This is a genomic window from Brachyspira aalborgi, from assembly GCF_008016455.1.
Lineage (GTDB): Bacteria > Spirochaetota > Brachyspiria > Brachyspirales > Brachyspiraceae > Brachyspira > Brachyspira aalborgi.
This window is the reverse complement of sequence record NZ_SAXU01000001.1, coordinates 2348119-2373770: the sequence shown is the minus strand read 5'-3', so window position 1 is coordinate 2373770 and position 25652 is coordinate 2348119. Positions and strand designations below refer to the sequence as shown.

24 protein-coding genes are annotated in these 25652 nt (G+C 26.7%); 7 read left to right on the top strand and 17 right to left on the bottom strand.

The genetic code is table 11. From position 1 onward, the window contains the following. Positions 1-148: 148 nt before the first annotated feature. The 10 genes from EPJ79_RS10830 to EPJ79_RS10785 form a co-directional block, all read right to left on the bottom strand. Positions 149-1024: a DMT family transporter gene (locus EPJ79_RS10830; RefSeq protein WP_147739497.1), complete on the bottom strand. Its 876-nt coding sequence runs from the start codon at positions 1022-1024 to the stop codon at positions 149-151. Positions 1025-1035: 11 nt separating this feature from the next. Further along, a complete protein-coding gene (locus EPJ79_RS10825) occupies positions 1036-2505 on the bottom strand; it encodes a sugar phosphate nucleotidyltransferase (RefSeq protein WP_147739496.1) in 1470 nt (489 codons plus the stop codon). Between the two features lie 13 nt (positions 2506-2518). Continuing rightward, positions 2519-3790 carry a CDP-glycerol glycerophosphotransferase family protein gene (locus EPJ79_RS10820; protein WP_147739495.1) on the bottom strand — a complete coding sequence of 424 codons (1272 nt, stop codon included), beginning with the start codon at positions 3788-3790 and terminating at the stop codon, positions 2519-2521. A 44-nt stretch (positions 3791-3834) separates the two neighbouring features. Next, positions 3835-6822, bottom strand: coding sequence for a YidC/Oxa1 family membrane protein insertase (locus tag EPJ79_RS10815; protein WP_147739494.1), 2988 nt, complete (start codon positions 6820-6822; stop codon positions 3835-3837). A gap of 239 nt (positions 6823-7061) precedes the next feature. Continuing rightward, positions 7062-8207, bottom strand: a complete 1146-nt coding sequence (locus EPJ79_RS10810) for a pyridoxal phosphate-dependent aminotransferase (RefSeq protein ID WP_147739493.1) — start codon at positions 8205-8207, stop codon at positions 7062-7064. Between the two features lie 39 nt (positions 8208-8246). Beyond that, the gene (gene dapD, locus EPJ79_RS10805; protein WP_147739492.1) at positions 8247-8951 is read right to left on the bottom strand and encodes a 2,3,4,5-tetrahydropyridine-2,6-dicarboxylate N-acetyltransferase; all 705 of its coding nucleotides are present in this window, start codon (positions 8949-8951) and stop codon (positions 8247-8249) included. A 108-nt stretch (positions 8952-9059) separates the two neighbouring features. Then, the gene (locus EPJ79_RS10800) at positions 9060-10154 is read right to left on the bottom strand and encodes an ATP phosphoribosyltransferase regulatory subunit (RefSeq protein WP_242003561.1); all 1095 of its coding nucleotides are present in this window, start codon (positions 10152-10154) and stop codon (positions 9060-9062) included. 2 nt (positions 10155-10156) lie between these two features. Then, positions 10157-11587, bottom strand: coding sequence for a serine hydroxymethyltransferase (locus tag EPJ79_RS10795; RefSeq protein ID WP_147739491.1), 1431 nt, complete (start codon positions 11585-11587; stop codon positions 10157-10159). Between the two features lie 88 nt (positions 11588-11675). Then, positions 11676-12719 (bottom strand): hypothetical protein, encoded by a 1044-nt coding sequence (locus EPJ79_RS10790; RefSeq protein WP_147739490.1) that lies wholly within the window; start codon positions 12717-12719, stop codon positions 11676-11678. Next, positions 12707-13459 carry a hypothetical protein gene (locus EPJ79_RS10785; protein ID WP_021959063.1) on the bottom strand — a complete coding sequence of 251 codons (753 nt, stop codon included), beginning with the start codon at positions 13457-13459 and terminating at the stop codon, positions 12707-12709. The genes EPJ79_RS10790 and EPJ79_RS10785 overlap by 13 nt, the downstream gene beginning before the upstream one ends. A gap of 128 nt (positions 13460-13587) precedes the next feature. Here EPJ79_RS10785 and EPJ79_RS10780 point away from each other — a divergent pair, with 128 nt between their 5' ends. From EPJ79_RS10780 to kdsB, 3 genes are read left to right on the top strand one after another with little or no spacing between them, the layout of a single operon-like run. Beyond that, positions 13588-13980, top strand: a complete 393-nt coding sequence (locus tag EPJ79_RS10780; RefSeq protein ID WP_021959064.1) for a hypothetical protein — start codon at positions 13588-13590, stop codon at positions 13978-13980. 41 nt (positions 13981-14021) lie between these two features. Then, entirely contained in the window at positions 14022-14507 is a 486-nt protein-coding gene (locus tag EPJ79_RS10775) for a PTS sugar transporter subunit IIA (protein ID WP_147739489.1), read from the top strand. 2 nt (positions 14508-14509) lie between these two features. After that, the gene (gene kdsB / locus EPJ79_RS10770; RefSeq protein ID WP_147739488.1) at positions 14510-15265 is read left to right on the top strand and encodes a 3-deoxy-manno-octulosonate cytidylyltransferase; all 756 of its coding nucleotides are present in this window, start codon (positions 14510-14512) and stop codon (positions 15263-15265) included. Between the two features lie 417 nt (positions 15266-15682). Here kdsB and EPJ79_RS10765 read toward each other — a convergent pair whose 3' ends face one another. From EPJ79_RS10765 to EPJ79_RS10745, 5 genes are all read right to left on the bottom strand, one after another. Next, complete coding sequence (locus EPJ79_RS10765) at positions 15683-16090, bottom strand: hypothetical protein (protein WP_147739487.1); 408 nt, start codon at positions 16088-16090, stop codon at positions 15683-15685. A 414-nt stretch (positions 16091-16504) separates the two neighbouring features. Continuing rightward, complete coding sequence (locus tag EPJ79_RS10760; RefSeq protein ID WP_147562068.1) at positions 16505-17647, bottom strand: SpoIID/LytB domain-containing protein; 1143 nt, start codon at positions 17645-17647, stop codon at positions 16505-16507. 285 nt (positions 17648-17932) lie between these two features. Continuing rightward, complete coding sequence (locus EPJ79_RS10755) at positions 17933-18529, bottom strand: L-threonylcarbamoyladenylate synthase (protein WP_147739486.1); 597 nt, start codon at positions 18527-18529, stop codon at positions 17933-17935. A gap of 6 nt (positions 18530-18535) precedes the next feature. Continuing rightward, entirely contained in the window at positions 18536-19561 is a 1026-nt protein-coding gene (locus tag EPJ79_RS10750; protein ID WP_021958925.1) for a diguanylate cyclase domain-containing protein, read from the bottom strand. A gap of 77 nt (positions 19562-19638) precedes the next feature. Continuing rightward, positions 19639-20538: a fumarylacetoacetate hydrolase family protein gene (locus EPJ79_RS10745; RefSeq protein WP_147739485.1), complete on the bottom strand. Its 900-nt coding sequence runs from the start codon at positions 20536-20538 to the stop codon at positions 19639-19641. A gap of 151 nt (positions 20539-20689) precedes the next feature. Here EPJ79_RS10745 and EPJ79_RS10740 point away from each other — a divergent pair, with 151 nt between their 5' ends. From EPJ79_RS10740 to EPJ79_RS10725, 4 genes are read left to right on the top strand one after another with little or no spacing between them, the layout of a single operon-like run. Continuing rightward, a complete protein-coding gene (locus EPJ79_RS10740; RefSeq protein ID WP_147527517.1) occupies positions 20690-21601 on the top strand; it encodes a PLP-dependent cysteine synthase family protein in 912 nt (303 codons plus the stop codon). 12 nt (positions 21602-21613) lie between these two features. Further along, positions 21614-22327, top strand: coding sequence for a serine O-acetyltransferase EpsC (epsC, locus tag EPJ79_RS10735; RefSeq protein ID WP_147739484.1), 714 nt, complete (start codon positions 21614-21616; stop codon positions 22325-22327). A gap of 7 nt (positions 22328-22334) precedes the next feature. Next, positions 22335-22952, top strand: coding sequence for a peptide-methionine (S)-S-oxide reductase MsrA (gene msrA, locus EPJ79_RS10730; protein ID WP_147739483.1), 618 nt, complete (start codon positions 22335-22337; stop codon positions 22950-22952). 54 nt (positions 22953-23006) lie between these two features. After that, positions 23007-23852, top strand: coding sequence for an Rpn family recombination-promoting nuclease/putative transposase (locus EPJ79_RS10725; protein WP_147739482.1), 846 nt, complete (start codon positions 23007-23009; stop codon positions 23850-23852). Positions 23853-24172: 320 nt separating this feature from the next. Here the strand turns inward: EPJ79_RS10725 and EPJ79_RS10720 are convergent, their stop codons facing one another. Together EPJ79_RS10720 and EPJ79_RS10715 are read right to left on the bottom strand one after the other, a co-directional pair. After that, complete coding sequence (locus EPJ79_RS10720; RefSeq protein ID WP_147739481.1) at positions 24173-24775, bottom strand: GDSL-type esterase/lipase family protein; 603 nt, start codon at positions 24773-24775, stop codon at positions 24173-24175. Next, positions 24775-25647: an NAD(P)-dependent oxidoreductase gene (locus tag EPJ79_RS10715; protein WP_147739480.1), complete on the bottom strand. Its 873-nt coding sequence runs from the start codon at positions 25645-25647 to the stop codon at positions 24775-24777. The genes EPJ79_RS10720 and EPJ79_RS10715 overlap by 1 nt, the downstream gene beginning before the upstream one ends. Between the last annotated feature and the right edge of the window lie 5 nt (positions 25648-25652).

The window sequence follows — 25652 nt, the reverse complement described above, 5'->3', positions numbered from 1 at the left end:
ACTTTAAATCAATTTCTTTTATTTTTTTAGTCTTCCAATTAATTTGTAAAACAAAAAATATTCATAAAAATTTTTCCTTAAAATTAAAAATATTAGAATTGTTTAATATTATAAATAATTAAAGAATTTTATCAATATAATTTTAAATTTAATATCTTAACTCTGAAATTATAACGCCAGCTAAAGTTAATGCAATGCCTACAATTGCAATAATCGTTATATGTTCTTTCAATACTATTATAGAAACAAATATTGTAATTACGGGAGTTAAATAAACATATATATTTGTTTTAATAACTCCTATCAAATCGGTAGCTTTATTCCATATTATAAAACATATTCCAGAAGCAAATGTAGCCAAGAATATCATATTAAATAAAGTTATAGGATTTGCAAACGCTTTAAAATTAGGGTGAAAATCTAAAAATAGAAAAGACGGAATCATAAATATTATTCCATAAAATATTACTTTTCTTGTGGATAAAATAATATCGTATTTCATATCCGTTATATTTTTTATTATAACCGAATAAAGTCCCCAACCTATGCTTGAGACTATAGCTAAAATATCTCCTAAAGGATTTAATTTAAGTTCGGCTTGTCCGTTAAAACTTAATATAGTAATTCCAATAATAGAAACTATAAAACCTATAAAAAAACTAATATAAGGCTTTTCAATTCTCAATATAAACGAAAATATTCCCGTGAATAATGGAGCTGCGGCGATTATAACGCTTACATTTGAAGCGAGCGAATAACTCATAGCTAAATTTAAAAATAAATTATAAATAGTTATTCCCGTTAATCCCGCGAGAGCAAAATATATTTCTTCTTTTTTATTATTTAATTTTAGTCTTTTAGGTTTAATTATGAGCAATAGAATATATCCCATACAAAATTGCAAAACCAACAATTCAAGCGGATTAAAACTTTCAAGCAGTATTTTTGTAGAAACATATAAAGAAGACCAGAATAAAACGCTTAAAAATGCAAAAGTATGTCCTAAAATTTTATCTCTTTTCATTATATTTTATCCTAATTACTTTTCATTAAATAATTTAGATTATAATGAAATCTTGTTAAATAATTTCTTCCCAAATCTATTGAATCGTAAATCCATCCCCATAAAGCCCATACATAATTAGACATTAATTGTCCTTCGATTATTTCTCTATAAGTTATGTCTTTATATAATTCTATAAATTTATTAATTTGTTCGTCATTTAATTCTAATTCCGCCGTAAAGTTTCCGATTTCCCAAAGTATTGAAGAAAATCCAGAATATTCAAAATCTACAAATTTTATTTCTTTGCCGTTATACATTATATTAGGAAGTTGCAAATCTCTATGGCATAAAACTTGTTTACCCTCGTCCATTTTTCTTGCTATATTAAGCAAAAATTTATGTTCTATTTTTGTAACCAAAATTATATTTGCAAGTTTCTCGTATTTTTTAATTTCTTCTATCATAGATATAACATTAAAATTTTTATAATTATCGTGTGGCATAGAATGAAGTTTTTTCATTTGTTTAATTATTAAAGGAAAAATTGTCTCGTAATTTTTTAAGTCGTCAAAATCTAAAGACCTATAACCTTCTAAATAATCGGTTAATTTTATATCGCTATCGTAAAAATCGCTTTTAGGAACTATATCTTTATCGTATAAAATATTTAAAATTTCTTTTTCCGAAGTTCTGTCTATTATATTTTCAGTTCCTTTGCCAGGAATTCTTATAACCTTATATTCATTTAAAAATTTAATCTTATAATTAATATTTGTTATTCCAGCGAGTCTTTCTATTTTTCCATCGTCACTGCATTGTTGTGCTATCTCTTCGGGAGTTAATAAATTATGATATAAGGCGTCTTTAAACGAATCTATTTCCGTATAAATATCGTCATAATTAAAAGAGTAGAAATTTATTTTATCAATAGCTCTTAATATACAATATTCCCAATATTCTTCATCGCTGCAATTTATTAATTCTTTTTTCAAAATCTTTAAATCTTCTTCATTATCAAATATCGCTATTCCGTCTCCGTATCCGTTTATAGCGTTTGTATCTATATCTATTAATTTAAAATTGCTGTCTATTATATATCCCCAAGAAATTACTCCTTCGGTAATTTGTTGAGATAATAATTGAGAAATATTCGGTTTTATATATTCAATAAAAGATTTGTTTATAAATAAATCTCCGTTCAATATTATAGTTCCTTTTTCTATTTCGTCTATTACAAATTTTAGAGAAGAGCTGCTATTTTTATTTTTATAATCTTTATATACGACTTTTTTAAATCCTAATTTTTCTTTATATTCGTCAAACAATTCATGTTTATAACCCGTAACTACGGTAATATCGTTTATTCCTCCACGATTTAAAAATTTTATCATATTTTCTAAAATGGTTTTTCCTTTAATTTCAAGCAAAGGTTTTGGTTTTAATAAAGTCATAGGAGAGAGTCTCGTTCCCATACCAGCGGCTAATATTATAGCTTTCATTTTAATATCCTCGCTAATTATTAATCGTTATAAGCATATCGTTTAGAAATTGAGCCGCTCTTTTTGAAGCCTGCCCTTCATACATATACGCTTCTTCTTTAGCTTTTAAAATATTATTTTTTAATGTTTCATTATTAATAGAATCTTCTATTATTTGTGAAATATTAGAAAAATTATTTTCATCTAATTTAAAACTTATTTTAGGGATGGTTTCAAAAGTCCAAACTTCCTCGTCTATTTCTATAGCGTCCGTTCCTCTTTTATCGAAAGTAAAACTTGGTATTATTACGGGTTTTTCAAAAAGAAAAGCGTAATCGAATATTACTCCCGAAAAATCTGAAATCATTATATCGGCTTTAGAAAGAGAATAAATATTAACTCTATTGAAATCCCACTCTACATTATTTTTATATTTATATCTGTTTTGAAATTTATCAATAATATCTTTATCCGATATTAAAGATTGAGGATGAGGTCTTATAATAATATTATAATCGGAGTTAACTATATTGTCTAATAACTTTTCGCCAAACCTTCTAAATAAACAATTCATTCCCCAAGAAGGAGCTATAAGAATAGTCTTTTTATTATTATTTTCTTTTGTTATCGTTTCTTTCATTTTTGAAAGTTCGTCCAAATAAGGATTTCCTACCACATATAAATCTTTAATTATAGTATTTCTTTTATTTTCCAATTCTCTAATATCTCTTATTTGATGTTCGCCATTTAAAAATACCGCATCGAAAAAATCTAAAGAATATAAACAATATGTTGAAGTTTCCGCTGACGAATGCGTTATATGAACATATTTCTTAACTCCTTTAGAGCGCTTTAATTGAAATACATCTAAATTCGGAGTCGTCATTAAACAAATATCCGCTTCTATAAAATTTAATTTCGCATAAGCTTTATTTCCCGTTCCTATAAATTCGCTTTTAAGAAAATCGCTTTTTATTTCAAAAATTTTATCGTCATAGCTTGAGCTATAATAAATCGTAGGAATTTCTAAATTTATTAATTCTTCTATGATTGGCTTAAACACATTATAATATCTTTTATCTTCGCCGTAAATTATTATTTTAGCTTTAGAGATATTTTCTTTTTTATTTATTTTATCAGCAAAAGAAAAAGTCTTTAATTTTATTAAAAGCGCTTTCGACAAAAAGAATAAAGTTCCGATTATTCCAAATAATGCCGAAAAAAGCAAACTTCCTGTGCCAGGGTCAATATAGCAAAAAAGACTGCTTTGAATTATTATAAATAAAACTACAATGGATAAAATCATTTCTACTCCTTAAAATTCTTTTAAAAATTTATTAAAAAATTTAATCATTTTAATTCAATTTCCTTTGTTTCTTTAGTTTTCCAATCTACAACAAATTTTTTCCAATTATTAATATCAAAAATATTATCTTTAACATAATAATATTGGTTAAAATTATAGCGATTTGAAAATTGCCCTTCAGGTCTCCAAGAATTAACTCTTATTAAATAAACACCTTTGTTTTTATAATCGTTGGTAATCAATTTATTATTAAACGGATTTTGTATATTCGGTATATGTTTTGTGGCTAAATATGGAGTATCGGCTATTGTCATGAAATTTGTTTCTATTTTGATTTCGCCTCTAGAATTAAAATCTTTATACATTAGTAAAGCGTTATAAGGATTAATAAAATTTATATTTTTATTTGTGGAAGTAGTATTAACTCCAGCCCCATGGTCCGAAACGATTATTATTTTAGTATTATCATAAATATCGTTTTCTTTTAAATAACTTATAAAATTTGTCATACAATTAATAGAAGCAATATTTGCATAAAAATGTCTGACTGAATTATCGTCTTTAAAAATAATCATATCCTTATTATCAACTTCATTTAATTCCAAATGAGGCAAAAAATCCGAAGAAAAGAAAGCAGGTTCATGAGTTATAATATTGTATATAACATTACAATAATTACCGCTTTTCTTTGTATTAAGAAAATAGGGGGTTGATAATAACATAGAATAATATTTTATGCTTGAGTTAATTCTTATGAAAGATGAAGAAGTTAAAAACCATCTTTTATCTCTATAAAAATCAGCTCTAAAATTAATTGGAAGCATTCTAAATATGGAAAATCTTATTATTTTATTTTTTTGTTCTAATTTAGCTAATTCTTCTATATTAAAATTACTATCCAAATTTAGGTAATTATTCAAACTATAATTAAGTATTGAAGAACTATTATAAACTGATATATTAGTATAATCTTTAAATACTTTCTTATATGTATCACCCAATAAGTTTTCATATGGAGGGTCAATCACAGAAGATTTATAATTATACTTTTCTAAAGCCAAAGGAATTGTAAGCAACGCTTCGTTATGGAATTTAGTAATATTATAACCGCCGTCAATACTCATTTCATAAGGTAAATAATCGTATCCGCCATATAATGAGCCAATACTTATGGTTGACTGTGAAAAAGAAACATTATTAGGATAAAATACAAATCCGTCAAAATCTTTTTTATAATTAGTAAATCTCTCAAAAGCGTCAAGCCAATACGAATTAATCGCTCTGTCCAAAACAAATACAAATACATTTTCGCCAGTTTTTGAAATATTAAATATTTTTGTAGTGGAAGGTTTATCGCTCTCTATTTGGCTATCGCTCAATTTATTATGTTCTTTAATTATTTTTGAAATATCAAATATTGAAATGCTTATTAAAACCAATAAAACTATAGAATAAATATTAATTAAAAATATCGCTTTATTCTTTTTAATGATTAAAATAATTATTGAAATTAAAACAACTGCTAAAATAATCGTTAATAATATTTCTTTTAATGAAGCTTTCAATAAATCTGTATTATCAAATACAAAATCCGCGTTAATATTTATATAATTTCCTTTCATTATAAATGTATTTACCAAAACAAAAGAAGCTACGAATATTAATAATAAAGTTAAATAATTTTTTATATTTTCTGAAAATAAAACATAAATAAATAACGGATAAAATAAAAATAATCCCAAACTCATAGATAAATCATTTATTATTAAATCGAAAGGACTTTTAAATTCTGTCGGCGAATTTCCGATTAAAGAACTTGAAATAAATAGCCCCGATAATACGCTTATAACCAAACAGGAACTTATAATCAATAAATTTCTTTTCTCTAAAAAACTATCCGAAAATATTTTTAAAATGTATTTATAACTATTGAATAATATAAATAAAATAAATAATATTATAAGAATATTTATAATATATTTTTTAATAAATAATTTATAATAAACTTCTATTTTTCCTATGTTTTCAATATAATCCTTTAATATTATATTTCCATAAGGACTGCCATTATAGTCAAATTTTATATCTATAATTGAATCGTTATTTAATTTATTCGTATCAACTTTAAGTCCATAAATATCGCTATTTCTAAATATTTTGCTATAAAAATTTAATCGGAATAAATACATCATATTTTTTTCTTGTAATACTTCTTCAAAAGAAAAATCGTATAAATAAGCTTTTCTCTCAATATTTCCTAAAGATAAAAGCAAAATAAAAATAATTGTTAATATTATAAAAAATATATTATAACCTCTTAAAATCTTATATTTATTCACTACAAAGACTTTATATAATTTATATTCTATAAAAATATTTTTTATCAATGAAAATAAACAATTCAATGTCCAATAAAATACTAAACCAGAAGGCGAATTATAAAGCAAAACTAAAAATATTAACGAAACAATATATAACGGCAAACTTTCCTTAAATCTTAATTTTTTGCTATAAACCAAACCAGCTAATAAACTAAATAATGTCATAATAAATGGCAAAATATTAACGCTAATATCTCCAATATTTAATATTCCGTCAGGCTTTGAAAAATCTTTTATAAATAAAAAACTGCCGAGTTGCAAGCCCGAGAGATTATGAATAAAATTATAAGCAGCCAAGAAAAAAGGAATTTGTATAAGCAGTCCTAAAGTTCCTCTGAATGCATAAATTGTTTTATAGCCGTTAATTCTTTGACAAGCTCTAATTAATAAATATCTTTGGTCGCCTTTATAAACCGCTTTTATATTATCAATCATAGGTTTCATTTTTTCTTGAATAGCTCTTTCTTTTGCCTGCCAACTTTCTGCTATATTGTATAAAGGTAAAGAGATAAAATTTATAATTAAACTTAAAAAGAATAAACTTGTAGCATAACCAGATTTGAATACATTATTAAATAAATAAAATACAATTTCTATTATAAACTCTATTGGATAAATTGTTATATTATATAATATGTCGAAAAGAATCATGATTTAACTCCAAAACCATGCTCTTTCAGATTTCTAAATATATAATTAAATTTTGTAATAAAAAATTTAAAATGACAAAACTTGCTATAATTATAGCAATGAGATGAGATGAGATGAGATGAGATGAGATGAGATGAGATGAGATGAGAATTTATTCACCGTTATCATTTTTGTTACCTCAATAATTATTTATTTAATTTATTCTAACATATTTAATAAAAATGTCAATAGTCTAAAACTTATATTTTTCCTATAAAACCTTTTATACGATTAACGGCTTCTTTTAATAAAGGCATATCTTGAGTTAATGCTATTCTAAAATATCCGTCTTCGGCAAACGCTTCTCCAGGAACTACAGCGACTCCAGTTTTATCCAATAATTCTAAAGAAAAATCTAAAGAAGATTTTTTTGAAAATTTATCGTATCCGACAAATAAATAAAAAGCTCCTCTCGGTTCTATAATTTCAAATCCCAATTCGGCTAAATCTTTAGACATAGTCAAAGCTCGCTCTCTATAAGTATCTCTAAACTCGGTAATAACAGGAAATTTTTCTAAAGCGTATTCGGCGATTGCGCAAGATAAAGAAACCATACTTCCGACATTATTAAAACTTGCATTCAAAATATATTTTCTAATTTCTGCAGGCGCTATGCTATAACCGATTCTCCAGCCCGTCATAGAATGCGATTTTGAAAAACCATTTAAAATTATAACTTTATCTTTTATCGATTCGTAGGATGCGAAAGAGATGAAAGGATAAAAAGAAATTGCAGAGTAAATTTCATCAACCATTACAAAAATATTTTTCTTTTCAAAATATTTAACAAGCTCGTCAACCTCTTCCTTTTTTAGCATATATCCCGAAGGATTTCCAGGATTGCTGAAAAGAATCGCTTTAGTTTTATTCGTTAAAACTTTTTCTATAGATTCGGGCTTTATTACAAAATTATCGCTTCTTGTATCCAAATAAACGGCTTTTCCATGAGCTATTTTTATTATCTGTTCATAAGGAGAGAAAAAAGGAGTCGGAAGTATAACCTCGTCATCGGGATTTAATATCGTCTTTAATATTGAAGAAAGTCCTTCCATAGAACCTATATGCATAGTCACGCAATTAGCGTTAGTTTTAGCTTTGTAATATTTATTATAATGTTCGGCTACCAAATTTCTTATTTTCTCGCCGCCGCCCGCATGAGTGTAAGGTAGTTTATGAGTTTTAGCGTATTCGCATGCATATTCAATAAGTTCTTTCGGAGGCTGTAAATCTGGCTCGCCAATCGTAAGCGTTATGCTGTCTTTAATTTTTTCCGCTTTTTCCGTTAAATCTCTTATCAAAGAATAAGGAACCGATATTATATTTTTATTTAAATAACTACTATCCATAATTTATCCTTCTAATTAAAAATTATTTATTTTAAAAATCTATTTTCTTAAATCGTCAACCAATTTTGTTTTATCAGCCGTTTTTTCATCTACATTTTTTATAACTTTCGCGGGATTTCCAACAACAACTTGATTATCGGCGACATCTTCTATAACAACCGCTCCCGCTCCGATTACCGCGTTTTTTCCAATATGAACTCCCTCGATTATAACGGCATTAGCTCCAATAATCACATTATCCTCTACTATCACAGGTTTAGCCGAAGGAGGCTCTATTACTCCCGCCAAAACCGCTCCCGCTCCGATATGGCAATTTTTACCGACTATAGCTCTTCCTCCCAAAACCGCTCCCATATCAATCATAGTTCCCTCGCCTATTTCAGCTCCTATATTTATAATCGCTCCCATCATAATAACGGCATTGTCTCCAATTTTTACTTTATCTCTTATAATCGCGCCAGGCTCAATTCTTGCATTAATATTCAAATAATCTAAAGTCGGAACTCCAGAATTTCTTCTATCGTTTTCCAAATGATAATATTCTATCTTATTTTTATTATTTTCTAAAATTGATTTTATATCTTCGTAATCTCCAATTATAAAATGAAAGTCTCCAAATGAAAAAACTTTAGCGTCAGTTTTTATATTTTCCAAATTTCCTTTTATATAAACTTTAACGGGCGTTTTCTTTTTGGAATTTTTTATATAGGCTATTATATCTTCCGATTTTTCCAACATATTCATTTTTATTCCTTATTTTTATAATTTATTATTTTAAATACTTTATATAGTATCATAATAAATAAAATTATGCAATAGAGTCTAATAAAAAGACATACATTAAATTATAATCTAATATTTAATCAATTTATCTTTATCAAAAATATACTTATCTTTATAATTTTCAATAGAATTATCTCCGTAAATATCGACTCTCACTTTTTTATTTTTATTCATAAATTTTCTAACTTCGTTTAATAAAATATTTTCATCTCCGCTTTTATATAAAATTAGAATATCGATAAAATCGCTCGTTTTATTTTTTTCGTATAATTTATCCATGTAAATTGCAAAACCAATCGCGTTTTTATTTGAATTAAATTTATTAAGAAGTTTATCGTATCGTCCGCCCGAAAGAATTATATCGTTACTTTCTTTAATATAACCTTTGAAAATAATTCCGTTATAATATCCTAATTGACTTTCAATAGAAAAATCAAGTAAAATTTTATCAAAATTATTATAAAGTTCAAAAACGAAAGACAAACTTTTTAATTCTTCGTAAGATTTTTGCATCTTTTTATTTATTATTAAACTTTTCAATTTTTTTAAAATATCTTTATAATTTCCAGAAAGTTCAATAAATGATAAAATATATTTTTTATATTTGCAATCGACATTTTTATTTAATAATTTTTCCAAATCATGCTTATTTTTTAAATATATATTATTAAGAATTTCTATTTTTAAATTTTCTTCTAAATTAATTTCGTCAAAAATGGCGGAGATAAAATCTATATTTGAAATTTCCAAAATATAATTTTTATTTATCGATTTCAAACTTTCTATAGCCATACTTATAATTTCCAAATTAGAATAATTATTTAACTTGCCTATAATTTCTACTCCGACTTGCGGAATTTCTTCGTATTCGTTTGAAACTATTTTATAAATATCTTCTATATAATATATTTTTTGAGTTTCTTTTTCATTGTCTTTAAGAACTTTTTTTACTATCGATAAAGTTACATCGGGGCGAAGAGATTTCAAATTCCCGTTCAAATTCATAAAAGTTAAAATATGTTCCGTTTGAAGAAAATCTTTATTATTATTATATAAATTATAATCTTCAAATTTGCTTAATTTAATTTTTTTGAAACCAAATCTTTCGTATATGTTTATAAGATTCGATACTATAGAATTTTCATTTATTAAATTCGCATTCATTTTTACATTTCGGATATATATTTATAAATTGGATATTTTTTGCATAAAGCGTCAACTTTCTTTGCAACCGAATTAATAATTTTTTCGTTATCGTAATTTGTAAGCGCTTCGTCCATATAATTAACCAATTCTATAATATCTCTTTCTTTTAATCCTCTTGTGGTAATTGCGGGAGTTCCGAGTCTCATTCCGCTTGTAACCATAGGAGATTCGCTATCGTAAGGAATTCCGTTTTTATTTATCGTTATATGCGCTTTATCTAAAACCGTTTCGGCAATTTGTCCCGTAATTCCTTTTGAAGATTTAACATCAACCAATATTAAATGCGTGTCAGTTCCGCCCGAAATGATATTATAATTTTTAGATATAAATTCATTCGCCATAGTTTTAGCGTTATTTAAAACCTGCTTTTGATAATCAATAAATTTTTTATCCAAAGCTTCTTTAAAACACACGGCTTTTGCAGCAATAACATGCATTAAAGGACCGCCTTGAATTCCAGGAAAAATTGTTTTATCTATTTTTTTTGCAAGTTCTTCGTTTGTTGAAATAATATAACCGCCTCTTGGACCTCTTAAAGTTTTATGCGTAGTTCCCGTTACAAAATGAGCGTATTCTACAGGATTAGGATGCAAGCCCGCCGCAACGAGTCCAGCAATATGCGCCATATCGACTAATAAATATGCTTCGACTTCATCTGCAATTTCTCTAAATTTTGCAAAATCAATAAATCTTGGATAAGCGCTTCCGCCTGTCACTATTATTTTAGGGCGATGTTTCAAAGCTAAATCTCTAACTTCGTTATAATCTATTTGCATCGTTTCTCTACTTACGCCGTAATGCTCAAAATTATAAATCTTTCCCGAAAAATTAACTTTCTTTCCATGCGTTAAATGTCCGCCCGCATCCAAAGACAATCCCAAACAAGTATCGCCCGTTTGCAAAATAGACATATAAACTCCCATATTTGCCTGCGAACCAGAATGAGGTTGAACATTTATAAAAGGCGCTTTGAATAATTTTTTCGCTCTATCTATTGCAAGATTTTCTATAACATCCGCTTCGGCGCATCCTCCATAATATCTTTTTGCAGGATAACCTTCCGCATATTTATTTGTAAATATTGAGCCTTGAGCTTCCATAACCGCTCTAGAAACTATATTTTCGCTCGCTATAAGTTCCAATACGGATAACTCTCTTTTATATTCTCTTTTTATTGCTCCAAATATTTCTCTATCGGCATATTTTAAAGGAGTTTCAGAAACATAGTATTTTGTAGTCGCTATTTTTTTTGTATTTTTTGAAACAACTTTCTTTATAGAATTTTTAGCAAGATTACTTTTTTTATTGCTATTTTTATTAATAATTTTTTTAACTGATTTCTTAATTGTAGAAACCGATTTTTTTGATTTAACTTTTTTATTTACAGGCATATTATCTCCTAATTTTTGATAGAAGAATAATATACTAATATTAGTTTTTTTTCAATTACAATTATGATAAATATTTTATGAATAGACGCTATTTTGTAAACATTTTTATATATCTTTCTCTGTATTTATAAGCGAGTAGTTTTTTATTGTATAATTTTGAAAGAGTTTTAATTTCAGTTTCGTCCATATTATCCGTATTTATCGCATATATAAAATTTTCTTCTTCAAAACCTTTAATTATTATATCGATATAAGAGTTAAATTTTTGCTCTAAAAATATTTTAAAGAATATTATTGAAAATGTTAAGACGATAGAATTAACTATAATATAAATAAGTATAAACATATAGAAAGGATAAATAAATTGCTTTCCGCTTATCATAATAAAAAATCCGTTTCCTTGAATAATCGCTGCTTCAAATAATAAATGTTTGCTTTCAAATTCGTCCCAATTATCCGATTGATATTTTAATTCGTTATCGTAATAAAGCAAAGCTATATTTAGAGATTTTGCAAAACTTTCGTATTCAAAACCTTCAGAATTATGCTCTCTATAAAAAGTCGTATCGGCTTCGTATATAATTTCATTTTTTGTATTTTGATAAGATTTAATTATATTATTATCAAATATCCAATTAAGCACCGCATAAATTATAATAAATATAATCGCCATAGCCGCGGATATTATTATTATAAAATGCGAAGATATGCTTGAATAAAAACTTTTCTTATTTTCTAAAACGAATAAATAAAAGAAATATATTATATGCGTTATATAAAATATAAAAAGAAAATGATAACCGCGCGTAAGAAAAGAAGAAATTATATTTTCTTTCAAAAATACTCTATTCAAAGAAAAAAAGTTTAAAGCGTAAAATATTCCAAGTATCGACATCATAAAAGGAATTAAAAAAGTTATTAAATAAAAAAATAATTCTATTCTCGAATATTTTGAAATTCTATAAAAAAATACGCTAACAAAATAAAAAGAACATAGAAATTCTAAAATTATTAAAACTTTCATTATAACTGTATTTGAATTTAATATCATATAAGCTGACATTGATATTATAACTAAAGAAGATATCGCCGCCACTATAAAATCAATATTATATTTGGCTAATTTTTCCACCGTATTTCTCCGCATTTCACTTTATCATATAATTGTCTAATCATTTTATAATCAATTCCTAAAAAAGAAGCGTTATTTGTCAAATTATAAATTGCGCTTAAAAAAATTGGTTGCGTTCTTTCGCTATTGTTTTCACAATAAGGATAAGCGCCTATTATTCTAGATATATTAAATAAAATCGATATTAATTTTGACGAACTTGATAATTCATCGCTTTTTATAGAAAAAGGCAATATGCTTTTTGCGGCAATCGCTATAAAGATTGGGTTTATATTTCCTAAAGTCGATATATTATCTATAGAGTTTTCTATCATCTCTTTTGCTTTATCGCAAAATTCTTTTTGATTATATTTATATTCGTTGTATATCGGAAGAGAAGCAATATAACTTGTATGCATTATATCTCTTATAACTAAAAGTATAGATATATAATTTATTTTTTGATTAATATTAAGTTCAAATTTATCGTCATTAATAAAACTGTCTTTCATTCCGTTAGGTTTTTCCCAAGATAGAGATATAATTTGTTCTATAATATCGCTTCTTAAAAGAGAGTATGTATAAGAAATATAATCTAAAAAAGTATCGTTATTATCCGAATTTTTTATTAATTTTAGTATTGATTCTTTTTGTATTTTATAATCTTCTTCATATCCAGGTATTTTTGAAAGAAAATCAAAATTAAAATTATTTTCTATATATTTTACGAATCCTGAAAATGAATCTTTATCCAAAATCACTTATAATATCCTAAATTATAATTTCGATATAGTTTTATTATTTTTCGGCATAATTTACAAATATTATATAATTTTAAATTTGACTTATTATAAAAAAGATTTAATATATTATATAAAGGAATATATAAATGTCAAAAAGTATTTTGCCGCATGAAGAAATATTAAGAAGTTCTTTTTGGATAAGCAATTTTCTGATTCGAGAAGGCTATCATATAGATTATACTTTAAAAAGTTTATTAGAAATAGATAAATTTTTTAGCGAGAAATTAAATTTAATTTTAGAAAATGACAATAACAGAAATATTATATTTTCAATAAGCGCGTATATAGGCGAAGTTATTAGAATGAAATTTAAAGGCAAATGGGAATTATCTCGCTCAATAGATTTGGACGATGAATCCGTAGCAATAAATTTTAAGAATCATAATAAAGCTTATCCGCTTAATATAACTTTGGAGGTTATACAGAAAAAATATACAATGCGGCAATATTTGAAGGAAAAATTTAATACTGAAATTTGAAAATTTAAAATTTGAATAAAAATTAAAAAGAAGGTTATAAAATGATTTCATTAAAAGAAGTGTCTAAAATAATAGAAAGTTCTTATGTTTTGCTAAACTTAAAAGCTAAAAATAAAGAAGAAGCAATAAGCGAAATGCTGATTTATGCCGAATCGAAAGGCTTGAGAATCAATATCGACAAAACTATAAAATTTATGTATAAAAAAGAAGAAATAATAACAAGCGGTTTAGGTTATGGCGTTGCTTTTCCGCATGTGAGGACAAGCGAGGTTGAAGAAAACGAATTAATATTTGCGGTTTCTAAAAAAGGATTAAATTATTACGCTTTGGATAATAAGCCCGTTCATTTATTAACTATATTTTTAACTCCAATCGGTAAAAATGAAAAATATCTTAATCTGCTTTCTATATTTACAAAAGTCTCAAGATTTAGTATGTATGCGGTTTTACTTTTGGAATCTAAAAGCGAAGAAGAGTTTAAAAGCAAATTATATAAAATGGTAAAAGATATAATGGAGGAAAAATAATTATGCCTAAAACGGTGGCGATAATTCCCGCAAGATACGATTCTTCAAGATTTCCAAAAAAATTAACTTATGAATTATTAGGAAAGCCAATAATAATCGCCGTTTACGATAATGTTAAAGCGGTTTCGGAAATTGACGATGTTATAATAGCGACAGATTCAAAAGAGATAATGGATATATGCTCAAAAAATAACGCCAAAGCTATTATGACTTCAAAATCTCATACTTCGGGAACTTCAAGAATAATTGAAGCTGCAAAAAAAATCGACTGCGATATAATTATAAATGTTCAAGGAGACGAACCTTTAATTAACGAAGAGATACTTTCGCCGATTATAAAATGTTTTGAAGATGAAAAAGTAGATATTGCGACTATAAAATCAAAAATTGAAAACGACAGCCATTTAATAAAAGACGAAAACGCCGTTAAAGTAGTTTGCGATTCCAACGATTATGCGATGTATTTTTCAAGAGCGACAATTCCGCATAAAAGATTTGATAACGATATTGAAGTAAAATATTATAAACATATAGGAGTTTACGCATTTAGAAAAAATATTTTATTAAAAATTGAAAAACTTAAAGAATGCGACTACGAGAAAATAGAAAAACTTGAACAGTTAAGATGGCTTTATAACGGAATGAAAATTAAAGTTTTAGAAACGAATCAATTTATTCATGGAATAGACACGATTGAAGATTTGGAATTTGTGCAGGAATATTTGAGACGACATGCTCAAAGCGAATTAAATAACTAATATTTATATAAGAAAAATTATTAAATAAAGATAATCCTATTAACTAAAAAACTTTTCGATAACAAATTTTTAATATTTATTGATTTTATTTTTTAATTAAGAAATAAAATGAAGTTCTTGATTGTTTTTAAAATAGTTCTTATATTTAAAAAAAATTACGATTGGATATAAAAATATTGTAAAATTATTTTAAATGATATAAAAGAAGTTGATAAAAAGAATAGAAAAGATTTTGTAGGCATCATAGTTTAATATTAATATAACAATGTTAATAAAACTAATGTTAAGAAAACTTATAATTGTTGACGACAACAAAGAATAACCTATATTATATTACGATTTAAATATGGATTGGGAATAAATAAAAAAGACGACACATTTTCATGCATCGTCTTCTTAATTCGTTTTATCTAACTATTAGATTTTATTAATATAAACCTTTTCGCTGTGAAGCACTGAAAATGGAAGATTTAATATAATTTGATTTCCGTTTATAATAAAGCTAAATGTCATCCATGAGCCTTTAATAGTAAGTGTTCCATCAACTCTTTTTCCTACTTCCCATTTATCTTCTTTTCCACTGTCTACATATACTTTATAGAGCGTAACATTATCGCCGTCTAATACAGCTTTAAATTGGTAAGCACCTTTTCCATCGTTATTGTCATATCTGTATTGGCTTATATAACTGCCAGAATATTTAGAAAAAGTTCCCTCCGTTGGTTTAGGCACTTCAGGCGTTACAACTTCTTCAGAAGAACCTTCAGAAAATGAAGGCGCCGTTACTTTTTTCTTACAAGCTACTGATAATAACGCTATTGTCATTATAATAGCAAATAGACATAAAATACCTTTGTTTTTAATCATAATAACTCTCCTCGTTGGATTTAATCCAAACATTTTTTTATTTATTTTCTATACTTAAGATAATAAACTTTTTAAAGAAGTCAACAAATTTTTTTAATTTTAACAAGTATTTAAATGATAAATATCTAAATATTAATTTATAAAATTATGTCTATCGTATAAAATCTAATAAAATATTGATATATTTTCAATTATCTATAGATTAAATTATAAATTTGTATATACTTAATAATATAAGTTATTTTATTTTAAGGAGAATTTTATATTGATAATATTTTTTAAAAATATACTATAGTGATTATAAATAAAATTAATAAAAAAGCGCTCCGTTATAACAGAACGCTTTTATTTTCAACTTAATTATAATTAAAATTAATTTTCTACCCAAATATCAGGCGCAAGAGATTTTATATTGTTATAATCTACTATATCTATTCCTTTATAGTAGAATTTTAAAATATCTTCATAATCTTTTTTTACTTGAGACATTCCATAAGCGCCCCATTGACACATTCCGACTCCATGTCCGCTTCCTTTTCCCGTTATTATAATGCCGTTGTCAATTTTGTTTATCGTAAAATTAAGCGAAGGCACTAATTTTGGCGAGAGAATGCTTCTAAAATCTCTTGAAGAAATATCGTTATCGTCAATTTTTATATTTACGGCTTTGCCAGATTTTGGGTCCATAGTCATTCCTATAGAAGATTTTTCATCCGCATTAACCGAATAATTTGCCAAATCGTTATTGAGTTCTTTATAGCTTAAAGCGTTAGTCCAAGTTTTGATTTGAGCGTTACAGTAAGGACATTGAACGCCTTCCAAATAAGGCACTGCAGTTCCGAAAACATTTTTTGCGCTGTCAGTATGTCCTCCGCATAAAGCGCTAAAATATGTCGCGATAACTTTATTTTTATAAACCGCTATTTCGTATTTTGTTCTGTCAACCGCCTGTTCTACAGTCCAATTAATTTTTTCTTTTCCGTTATAAACTTGATATTTTGTAGTATTGTCAACATCGTAAGGAAGCTCGCCATTATTTTTTAATATATGAAACATAGCGTAAGTTCTCGCCGCAACCGCTTGAGATTTCAAAGCTTCGATTGGCCAATCGGGAGACATTTCATGAGGCAAAACGCCTTTAACATAATCTTCAATATTTAATTCGTTTATCGCTATCATATCGCCTTTATAAGGAATAAATTTTAAAGAACCGTAATATTCTTTTCCGTTTAATATAAATCCGTCCGCTGTTTCAAAAACTATTCCTTCTTTATAAATGCCGACATTATTTACTTTAAGCCCCAATCTATGCTCGACAACCATAACCGTTTCGTTTGTCAATGCCGATACAATTTCGCTTTCGTATTTGTAATTATAAGCTTTATAAGGTCCTTTAATATTAATCGTATAAGGCGCTTTCACATCGGTTAAATGAACTCTTATAGTAGTTGCAAAAACGGATTCGCTCGCAATAAATAAAAAAACTATGATAAGTAAGGATTTAATTATTTTCATAATATCTTAATACTCCAAAAATGATATAAATTTTAATATCAATATCGGAAGATTAATGATTTTTCTTTAAATAATATATCTATTATAAATTATTATTTAAAATATAATTATGGCTTTGCTTTGCTTTGCTTAACAAAATTACAGTATTTTTATTCATTTTTTTATAATACATTATTATTTAACTATAAATACAATAAAATATAACATAGATTAAAAAATATGTCAAGCCTTTATTTGAAAAAATTGATAAAATAGGCAGAAATTAAACAATTCACACAAATAAAACTATTCCATTAAATAAACCTCGCCCTGACGAATAACTTTTTTATTAATAGAATCGTATAAAGTCGAAGGAAGTTTTTTTTCTATTATTCCGCCGTTTATTATTAAATCTACTTTATCTTTAAAAATTTCAACTAATTTATCTCCGTCATATATAATGCCTTGCCCAGAAAGATTTGCTGAAGGAGCGACAATCGGCGAAGTTTCTTTTAGAATAATATTTATATAATAATCTTTTGGAATGCGAATAGCTACGGTTGATTTTAAAAAGCTAAATTTATTTTTTGCGCTTTCGGACATTGGCATAATAAAAGTTAACTCTCCAGGAATATTTTTTTTTATAATATTTGGAATTGGAATATCGCAAAAACTTTTTACCGATTTTTCATCTTTAAGCAAAACTAAAAAAGGTTTATCTCTATCTCTTCCTTTGATTTCATATATTCTGTTTATAGCTTCGTTATTAAAAGCGTTAGCAAGCATTCCATAAACCGTATCGGTTGGAGAGATAACGATTCCGCCGTCTTTAATAACTTTTATAACTTCGTTTGCTGCATATTTCACGCTTTCAATATCATTTTTATTAAGATTGATAATCATTAATTTTTATTGCCTTATTACCGTTGGATGAGTAAATACCGTTGCAAAACCTCTTCTTTTAGCGTTATGCAAAGCCAAAAGAGCGGGCGATATTTCTTTATCTACATTATTTTCAAAATGATAATTTTTCCTGTAAGCCGAATAAGAGATTCCCGCCGAGATTGTATATTTTATAACCATTCCGTTATAATCGAGTTCGTTTTTATTTACGAGTCCTTTTATCTCTTCTACTTTTTCATCGTATAATTTTATATCCATTCTCTTAAAAGCGACTATAAATTCATTATTGCTTAAACGAGCTATTAAATCTTCTTCTCTGCTTGCATTTTTTAAAACTTTTGTAAATTGAAGAATTATCTCTTCCGCCGCCATAATTCCAAATTCGCTTACTATATTATCGAGTCCGTCTATACAAAAACATGATAATATAATCGTGTCCTCATGCCGTACGCTTTCAAAAACCAATTTTTTAAACTGTTTATAAAATTCTTTTTTATTATTTAATCCCGTTTCCAAATCGTAATTAAGCAAATCGTCATATTTCTTTTGAGTTTCTTTATAAGATTTATAATGTTCTTCCGAAACATCTTTAAGATTATTTAATTCTTCAGTAATATCGTTATTTTGCTTAACTAATTTATTATTTTCAATATATAATTTTCTTAATTTTAATATTCCATTAACCGAAGCTATAAATTCCATTTCGTCAAAAGGCGTAAAAATTAAATCGTCAATTCCCAAACTCATAGCTTCTTCTATAAACTCCATTTTTCTATAAGGCGTGCTTAATAAAATAACTGGAATCTCTTTAGTTTTTTCGTCTTTTTTGAAAGTTTCAAGAAGTTGCAATCCTTGAGAATCTCCAATATCCGCGTCAAGTATTATCAAATCTATCGAGCCTTCATTAGCAGCCACTATTCCTTGAGAACGAGATTTTGTTGGAATCGGATTATAATGTCTTTCTTTTAAAATATCTACCACTTTTTCGATAAGTTCGTTTCTATATTCTACGACTAAAATATTTTCATTCATAATAAGCGCTTTTTATAATTTTATTAATTTAAATATCGTAAATAAATGAAATATATTAAATAAAAAATGTAATATTATCATTCCACAAAATTTATTAATTCTCCAATATTTTCTATATGACAAACTATTTTATCTCCCGACTTCATATATTTTGGCGGATTAAAAGACATACCGACTCCGCCAGGCGTTCCCGTAGCTATTATATCGCCCGCTTCTAAAGTCATTCCTTTTGAAATATCGGATACTAAATTATATATATCATGAATCATATATTTTGTATTTGAAGATTGTCTTACTTCTTCGTTTAATATGCTTTTCACTTCCAAATTGAAAATATCTTTTATATCGTCTTTATAAACTATGCATGGTCCCATTGCGCTATAATAATCTAAACTTTTTCCTTTATACCATTGAGAATGTTCTTTTTGTATAGTTCTTGAAGAAATATCGTTAAAAATGCTGTAGCCAAATATATAATCTTTCGCTTTTTTTACCGAAATATCTTTTCCTTTTTTGCCTATTATAATTGCAAGTTCGACTTCATAATCTAAATATTTATCCAAATCGAATCTCGCTTTAATCTTATCGCCAAGTCCTATTATTTCAATCGCTCTTTTAGAAAAATAAACGGGCTTTTTAGAATTATTTTTATCTATAAGTTTATTGCCTTCAATTTCTTTTAAGTGGTCGCTATAATTTACTCCAACGCATATTATATCATGAATAGGTTTTCTTATAGGCGATAATATTTGAATATTTTCTATAGAATAAGCGGGATATTTATTAAAATTTTCGCTTGCATTTTTTAGAGTTTTTAATAAATCTTTATTCATATTTTTTATTAATTTAATCATAGGATTTTCGCCATATTCAAAATCATGTATAATTTCTTTTATGGCAATTACTTTTTTATTGTCCTTGCTTACAATTCCTATAGCTTCCGTATTGTTCCATTCTGTGAAAGAAACGAATTTCATTTTATAAACCTCTATTCATTTACATTAATGTATTATTGTAATAAATTTTAATAAATTTTCAAGTTTAACTTATAATTACATATTGCATTTTTATTTGTAGTAATGTAAGATATTTCAAACAAAATTAATTTTATTTTTATGGAGGCAAACAATGCTATATAACAATACCCTCGAATTAGTGGGAAATACTCCGATTGTTAGATTGGGGAAAATAGAAAAAAAGTTTAATTTAAATGAAAAAATTAAGCTTTTTGGAAAGGTTGAAAAAAACAATCCAATAGGTTCTGTTAAAGATAGACCTGTCAAACAAATGCTGCTTGATTTATTTGAAAGCGGTAAATTAAAAGAAGGTTCTACTATAATCGAGCCGACTTCTGGAAACACGGGAATCGCTATGGCGGCTATAGGTTCTTATTTAAAGCTTAATGTCATAATAGTTATGCCGTCTTCTATGTCGCAAGAGAGAAGAAAGCTTATAAAAGATTATGGCGCTAAATTAGAGCTTGTTGACGGAGGAATGAGCGTTGCGGTAGAGAGAGCGAATCAATTAAATAACGAAATAAAAGATTCGGTTATACCTGGGCAATTTATAAATCAATCTAATGTTAAAGCTCATTATAATTATACCGCTCCCGAAATATTTAACGATATTCCCGATGTTGACTATATAGTCGCTGGAATCGGAACGGGCGGAACTGCAACGGGAATCGGAAAATATATCGTTGATAATAAAAAGCAGACAAAAGTTGTAGGAGTCGAGCCTGAATCTTCTCCTTTGCTTACAAAAGGCAAGGCTTCGCCGCATAAAATTCAAGGAATAGGCGCAAACTTTATCCCTGAAATTTTAGACCAAAAAGTTATAAGCGAGATAATAGATGTTTCTGACGATAACGCTATAAACACGGCGAGAGATATTTGCTTAACGGAAGGCTTGCTTGTCGGAATATCTTCGGGAGCGAGCGTTTACGGAGCTGTGGAATTAAGCAAGAAAATAGAAGTCAATAAAGAAATAAAAATAGTTTCAATTTTGCCTGACACAGGCGAAAGATATACTTGGAGTTAATTTTTTATTCTTATGAAATTAAAAACTTTTAGAGAATTGCCTAATAAAAAAGATATAAAAGATATTGTAAAATATATTAGAGATTATATTTTCCCCGATTTCTTTCGGGAGTCGGGGAATATTAATAACACTAAAAAAAATATATCCAAACTTTATTTAAAAATAGTTTCTAAAAATTCCAATTTGGAAGATTTTATAAAACGGCTGGACGAAATTAAAATAATCTTAAAAAAAGATTTGGAATTCTTTTTTGATTCGGACCCAGCTTGCAAATCTTATGAAGAGATTATTTTAACTTATCCAGGTTTTCGGGCGGTATTTAGTTATAGAATATCTCATATATTTTATAATCAAAAACAATATTTAACGGCAAGAATAATATCGGAATATACGCATTCAAAAACGGGAATAGATATTCACCCTGGAGCTAATATAGGAGAATACTTTTTTATAGACCATGGAACGGGAATAGTTATAGGCGAGACTACTATTATTGGGCATCATGTAAAAATATATCAAGGAGTTACTTTGGGAGCTTTATCTCTAAAAAACGGAAGAGGATTAGAAAATGAAAAGAGACATCCTACGGTTTGCGATAATGTTACTATTTATGCTAACGCTTCAATTTTTGGAGGAAAAACCGTAATAGGCTCTAATGTTATAATTGGAGCAAATTGTATAGTTTTAAAATCCGTAAAAGAAAATGAGAGAGTGACTTTAAGTTAAAACTATAATGAAAATATTGATTTATTTTATAACGCTTTTTATTTTTTCTACTTTCGCTTTTGCATGCGATAATAAAAATAGCAATATAAATTTTAATAAAGAAAATAAGGAAAATAATATGAATAATGATAATATGCCAAATAATCCTAAATATGCTTATTTTTCATCGGGATGCTTTTGGGGAGTGGAATATTGGTTTGAAAAAGCCGAAGGAGTATTTTCAGCGATAAGCGGATATGCAGGCGGACATAAAGCTAACCCGACTTACATAGAAGTTTGCACGGGATTAACGGGACATTTAGAAACCGTTAAAGTCGGATACGATGCCGATAAAACGACTTACGAAGATTTGATAAAATTATTTTTTGAAACGCATAATTTTACCCAAAAAAACGGACAGGGACCGGACATTGGCTCTCAATATTTATCAGCAATTTTTTATCAAAACGAAGAAGAAAAAGAGATTGCCGAAAAGTATATTAATATTTTGAAAGAAAAAGGATTTGATGTAGCGACTACTTTAAGAGAGTTTAAAAATTTTTACGAAGCCGAAGATTATCATCAGGATTATTATTCTAAAAAAGACTCAACTCCTTATTGTCATTTTTATAATAAGATTTTTTAGTAAATATAATAAAATCATTTTGACAAATTAAATTTATTCTGTTATAATATCATTATGAAAGAATTTGAATATTTAGAAAAAAGCAAAAACGAAATTATTACCATTGATAGTTTAAATAAAAAAAACGACTGCTTTATTCGTTATCTTTTTTCTGACGAAGGAAACGAAAATATTGTTTTAGACTTCATTAATGGAGTAATGATTGATTTAAATTTTCAAACTTTTAATAATGTTGTAATTCTTAATCCATTTAACCTTACAAAATATTTGGACGGCAAAGAATCAATTGTTGATGTGAAATGCATTACCGAAGACAATCAAACCGTTATAATTGAAATTCAATTACAAGGAAATCAATATTTTATTCGTAGAAGTCTTTATTATTGGGCAAATAGTTATAGCTCACTTTTAAATAAATCGGAAAATTATACAAAACTTTCGCCCGTGATTAGCATTAATGTTTTAGATTTTGTTTTATTTAACGATATTAAAGATTTTCATTCTTGCTATTTATTGAAAGAAATTAAGCATAATAAAATATTAACCGACCATTGCATGTTGCATTATATCGAATTACCGAAATTTAATTTAAATAACGATAAAGAAAAATTATCAAGTTGGATAAAATTTTTTAAGGGGGAGAATATGTCAAACTTAATAAAAGAGAATAATATTTTTGAAGAAGTTGAGAAGAGATGTAAAAGTTTTATCGATAGCGACCCATTGATAAACGCTTATAGGAAAAAGGAATGGAATGAATATTTTTACAAAGAAGAGTTATCAGGAGCTATAAAAGAAAGAGAATTTTCAATGGCAAAATCAATGAAAACTAAAAACCTGGACATTAACCTTATAAGCGAAATCACTGGCTTAACCATAGACGAAATAAATAAACTTTAATATCTCACTTTTAAAACTTTTAGATTAATTCATTTATTATAATCGTAAAAAATAATTTTAAAAAATATTCAATTAAAATAAATATGCAAAAATAAAGCGCCCTCTGTCCGCAACAAATGAAAGACGCCAAAATTATAGGAAATACAAAGGATTTGAGAATAATATTTTCCATATAAGTAAGAAATATTTGTTTGAAATATCATTTTTGAAATAACTATAATTAGCTAAGTATATTTTTTAATTGAATCCAATTTAAAAATTATACGGGCAAACATAATACTTTTGATATTATTTATTAAATATAAGAATAATTATATTTTTTATCTTCTATGTTTTTCTATTATTTTTTGTATTTTATCGCAGAATATTTCTGAAAATAATTCATTTCCTTTTTTATTTAGATGCAAACCGTCTAAATAATATTCTTTGTAATCTAAATTATTATTTAAAAAATGTTTTCTAAAAATATTAAAAAAATCTATTACATCTATTCTAAATAAATTAGAATATTCTATAATCCAGTCTTTATAATTATTAAGCAGACTTATACTATAGTTAAAGTCTATAAAGTCTTTATAAATATCCGATATATCATCAATATAAAATGGTATAGGAGTAGCTATAATCGGAAGTATTCCGTTAGAAAAAGATTGCTGAATAATTGATACTAAACTTGATTTTATATTTTCAAAACTATTAGATAATAATATATCGTTACTTCCGCCCATTAGGAACATTATATCTGGATTTTCTTTAATGACATCTCGCTCGAATCTGCTTAACATTCCTATAATAGTATCTCCGTTTATTCCCTTATTTGATATTATAAAACCCGTTTTTTCTTGAGATAAATGAGTCCAAGTATCTTTTCTATTTAAGGAATATCCATATGTTATGCTATCTCCTATACAAACTATTTTCATTATATTCTTGTATTCATTCTTTCTTCATAGATTTTAGATAAGCAGCAATGGTCTTCTTCAGAACATCCTTTTTTTTCCATTTCGTTCCAATAACCTAAAGTTATTTTAGAAATAGGTATTTCCACTCCCATAGATTTTGCAAGCTCCGATGCATTTTTTAAATCTTTCTGATGAACAGCCATTCTTGCATTTGCAGTAAAATCATGAGCTATCATTTTTGGCGCCTTGATATTTAGCATATAACTTCCAGCTGCACCATCTTTTATAGCATTAAATAAAGTAGTAGTATCGATACCAGCTTTAGACGCAAATGCCAAACCTTCGGCAACAACCGCAATATTGCATCCAGCTATTATATTATTAGCTAATTTAGCTATCTGTCCATTTCCTGAAGCTCCCATATAAGTAGCTTTAGAACCCATATATAATAGGAAAGGTTCAACTTTATCAAATATTTCTTTATCTCCGCCAGCCATTATAACTAATTTGCCTTCAATAGCTCCGACATCTCCTCCGCTAACGGGAGCATCTATCAAAGCTATTTTTTTAAATTTAGCCTTTTCATAGATTTCTTTTATAACTAAGGGAGAAGTTGAACTCGTGTCCACTATAATGGTATTTTCTTTTGAATTATCTATTATCTCTGATAAAATTTTTTTAACAAGTTCATTGCCAGCTAAAGATATAAATATAATATCGCAGGAATTAGATATTTCTTTAATGTCCGCTGCTATGATTCCTCCTTTATCCGAAAATAGTTTATTTCTTTCTTTAGAAATATCAAAACCTATTACTTCCTTTCCGCTTTTATTCAATAAATTCAAAGCCATAGGAAGTCCCATAATTCCAAGTCCTATAAATCCCAATTTCATAAAAT

What these genes read in the sequence shown, in the direction of transcription:
- epsC (WP_147739484.1), top strand. Translation starts at nt 21,614, where the DNA reads ATGAAATTAAAAACTTTTAGAGAATTGCCTAATAAAAAAGATATAAAA.
- EPJ79_RS10780 (WP_021959064.1), top strand. Translation starts at nt 13,588, where the DNA reads ATGTCAAAAAGTATTTTGCCGCATGAAGAAATATTAAGAAGTTCTTTT.
- EPJ79_RS10750 (WP_021958925.1), bottom strand. Translation starts at nt 19,561, where the DNA reads ATGAATGAAAATATTTTAGTCGTAGAATATAGAAACGAACTTATCGAA.
- EPJ79_RS10745 (WP_147739485.1), bottom strand. Translation starts at nt 20,538, where the DNA reads ATGAAATTCGTTTCTTTCACAGAATGGAACAATACGGAAGCTATAGGA.
- EPJ79_RS10740 (WP_147527517.1), top strand. Translation starts at nt 20,690, where the DNA reads ATGCTATATAACAATACCCTCGAATTAGTGGGAAATACTCCGATTGTT.
- EPJ79_RS10825 (WP_147739496.1), bottom strand. Translation starts at nt 2,505, where the DNA reads ATGAAAGCTATAATATTAGCCGCTGGTATGGGAACGAGACTCTCTCCT.
- EPJ79_RS10775 (WP_147739489.1), top strand. Translation starts at nt 14,022, where the DNA reads ATGATTTCATTAAAAGAAGTGTCTAAAATAATAGAAAGTTCTTATGTT.
- msrA (WP_147739483.1), top strand. Translation starts at nt 22,335, where the DNA reads ATGAAAATATTGATTTATTTTATAACGCTTTTTATTTTTTCTACTTTC.
- EPJ79_RS10800 (WP_242003561.1), bottom strand. Translation starts at nt 10,154, where the DNA reads ATGAATGCGAATTTAATAAATGAAAATTCTATAGTATCGAATCTTATA.
- EPJ79_RS10720 (WP_147739481.1), bottom strand. Translation starts at nt 24,775, where the DNA reads ATGAAAATAGTTTGTATAGGAGATAGCATAACATATGGATATTCCTTA.
- EPJ79_RS10795 (WP_147739491.1), bottom strand. Translation starts at nt 11,587, where the DNA reads ATGCCTGTAAATAAAAAAGTTAAATCAAAAAAATCGGTTTCTACAATT.
- EPJ79_RS10815 (WP_147739494.1), bottom strand. Translation starts at nt 6,822, where the DNA reads ATGATTCTTTTCGACATATTATATAATATAACAATTTATCCAATAGAG.
- EPJ79_RS10725 (WP_147739482.1), top strand. Translation starts at nt 23,007, where the DNA reads ATGAAAGAATTTGAATATTTAGAAAAAAGCAAAAACGAAATTATTACC.
- EPJ79_RS10830 (WP_147739497.1), bottom strand. Translation starts at nt 1,024, where the DNA reads ATGAAAAGAGATAAAATTTTAGGACATACTTTTGCATTTTTAAGCGTT.
- EPJ79_RS10755 (WP_147739486.1), bottom strand. Translation starts at nt 18,529, where the DNA reads ATGATTATCAATCTTAATAAAAATGATATTGAAAGCGTGAAATATGCA.
- EPJ79_RS10760 (WP_147562068.1), bottom strand. Translation starts at nt 17,647, where the DNA reads ATGAAAATAATTAAATCCTTACTTATCATAGTTTTTTTATTTATTGCG.
- EPJ79_RS10810 (WP_147739493.1), bottom strand. Translation starts at nt 8,207, where the DNA reads ATGGATAGTAGTTATTTAAATAAAAATATAATATCGGTTCCTTATTCT.
- dapD (WP_147739492.1), bottom strand. Translation starts at nt 8,951, where the DNA reads ATGAATATGTTGGAAAAATCGGAAGATATAATAGCCTATATAAAAAAT.
- EPJ79_RS10765 (WP_147739487.1), bottom strand. Translation starts at nt 16,090, where the DNA reads ATGACAATAGCGTTATTATCAGTAGCTTGTAAGAAAAAAGTAACGGCG.
- EPJ79_RS10715 (WP_147739480.1), bottom strand. Translation starts at nt 25,647, where the DNA reads ATGAAATTGGGATTTATAGGACTTGGAATTATGGGACTTCCTATGGCT.
- kdsB (WP_147739488.1), top strand. Translation starts at nt 14,510, where the DNA reads ATGCCTAAAACGGTGGCGATAATTCCCGCAAGATACGATTCTTCAAGA.
- EPJ79_RS10820 (WP_147739495.1), bottom strand. Translation starts at nt 3,790, where the DNA reads ATGATTTTATCCATTGTAGTTTTATTTATAATAATTCAAAGCAGTCTT.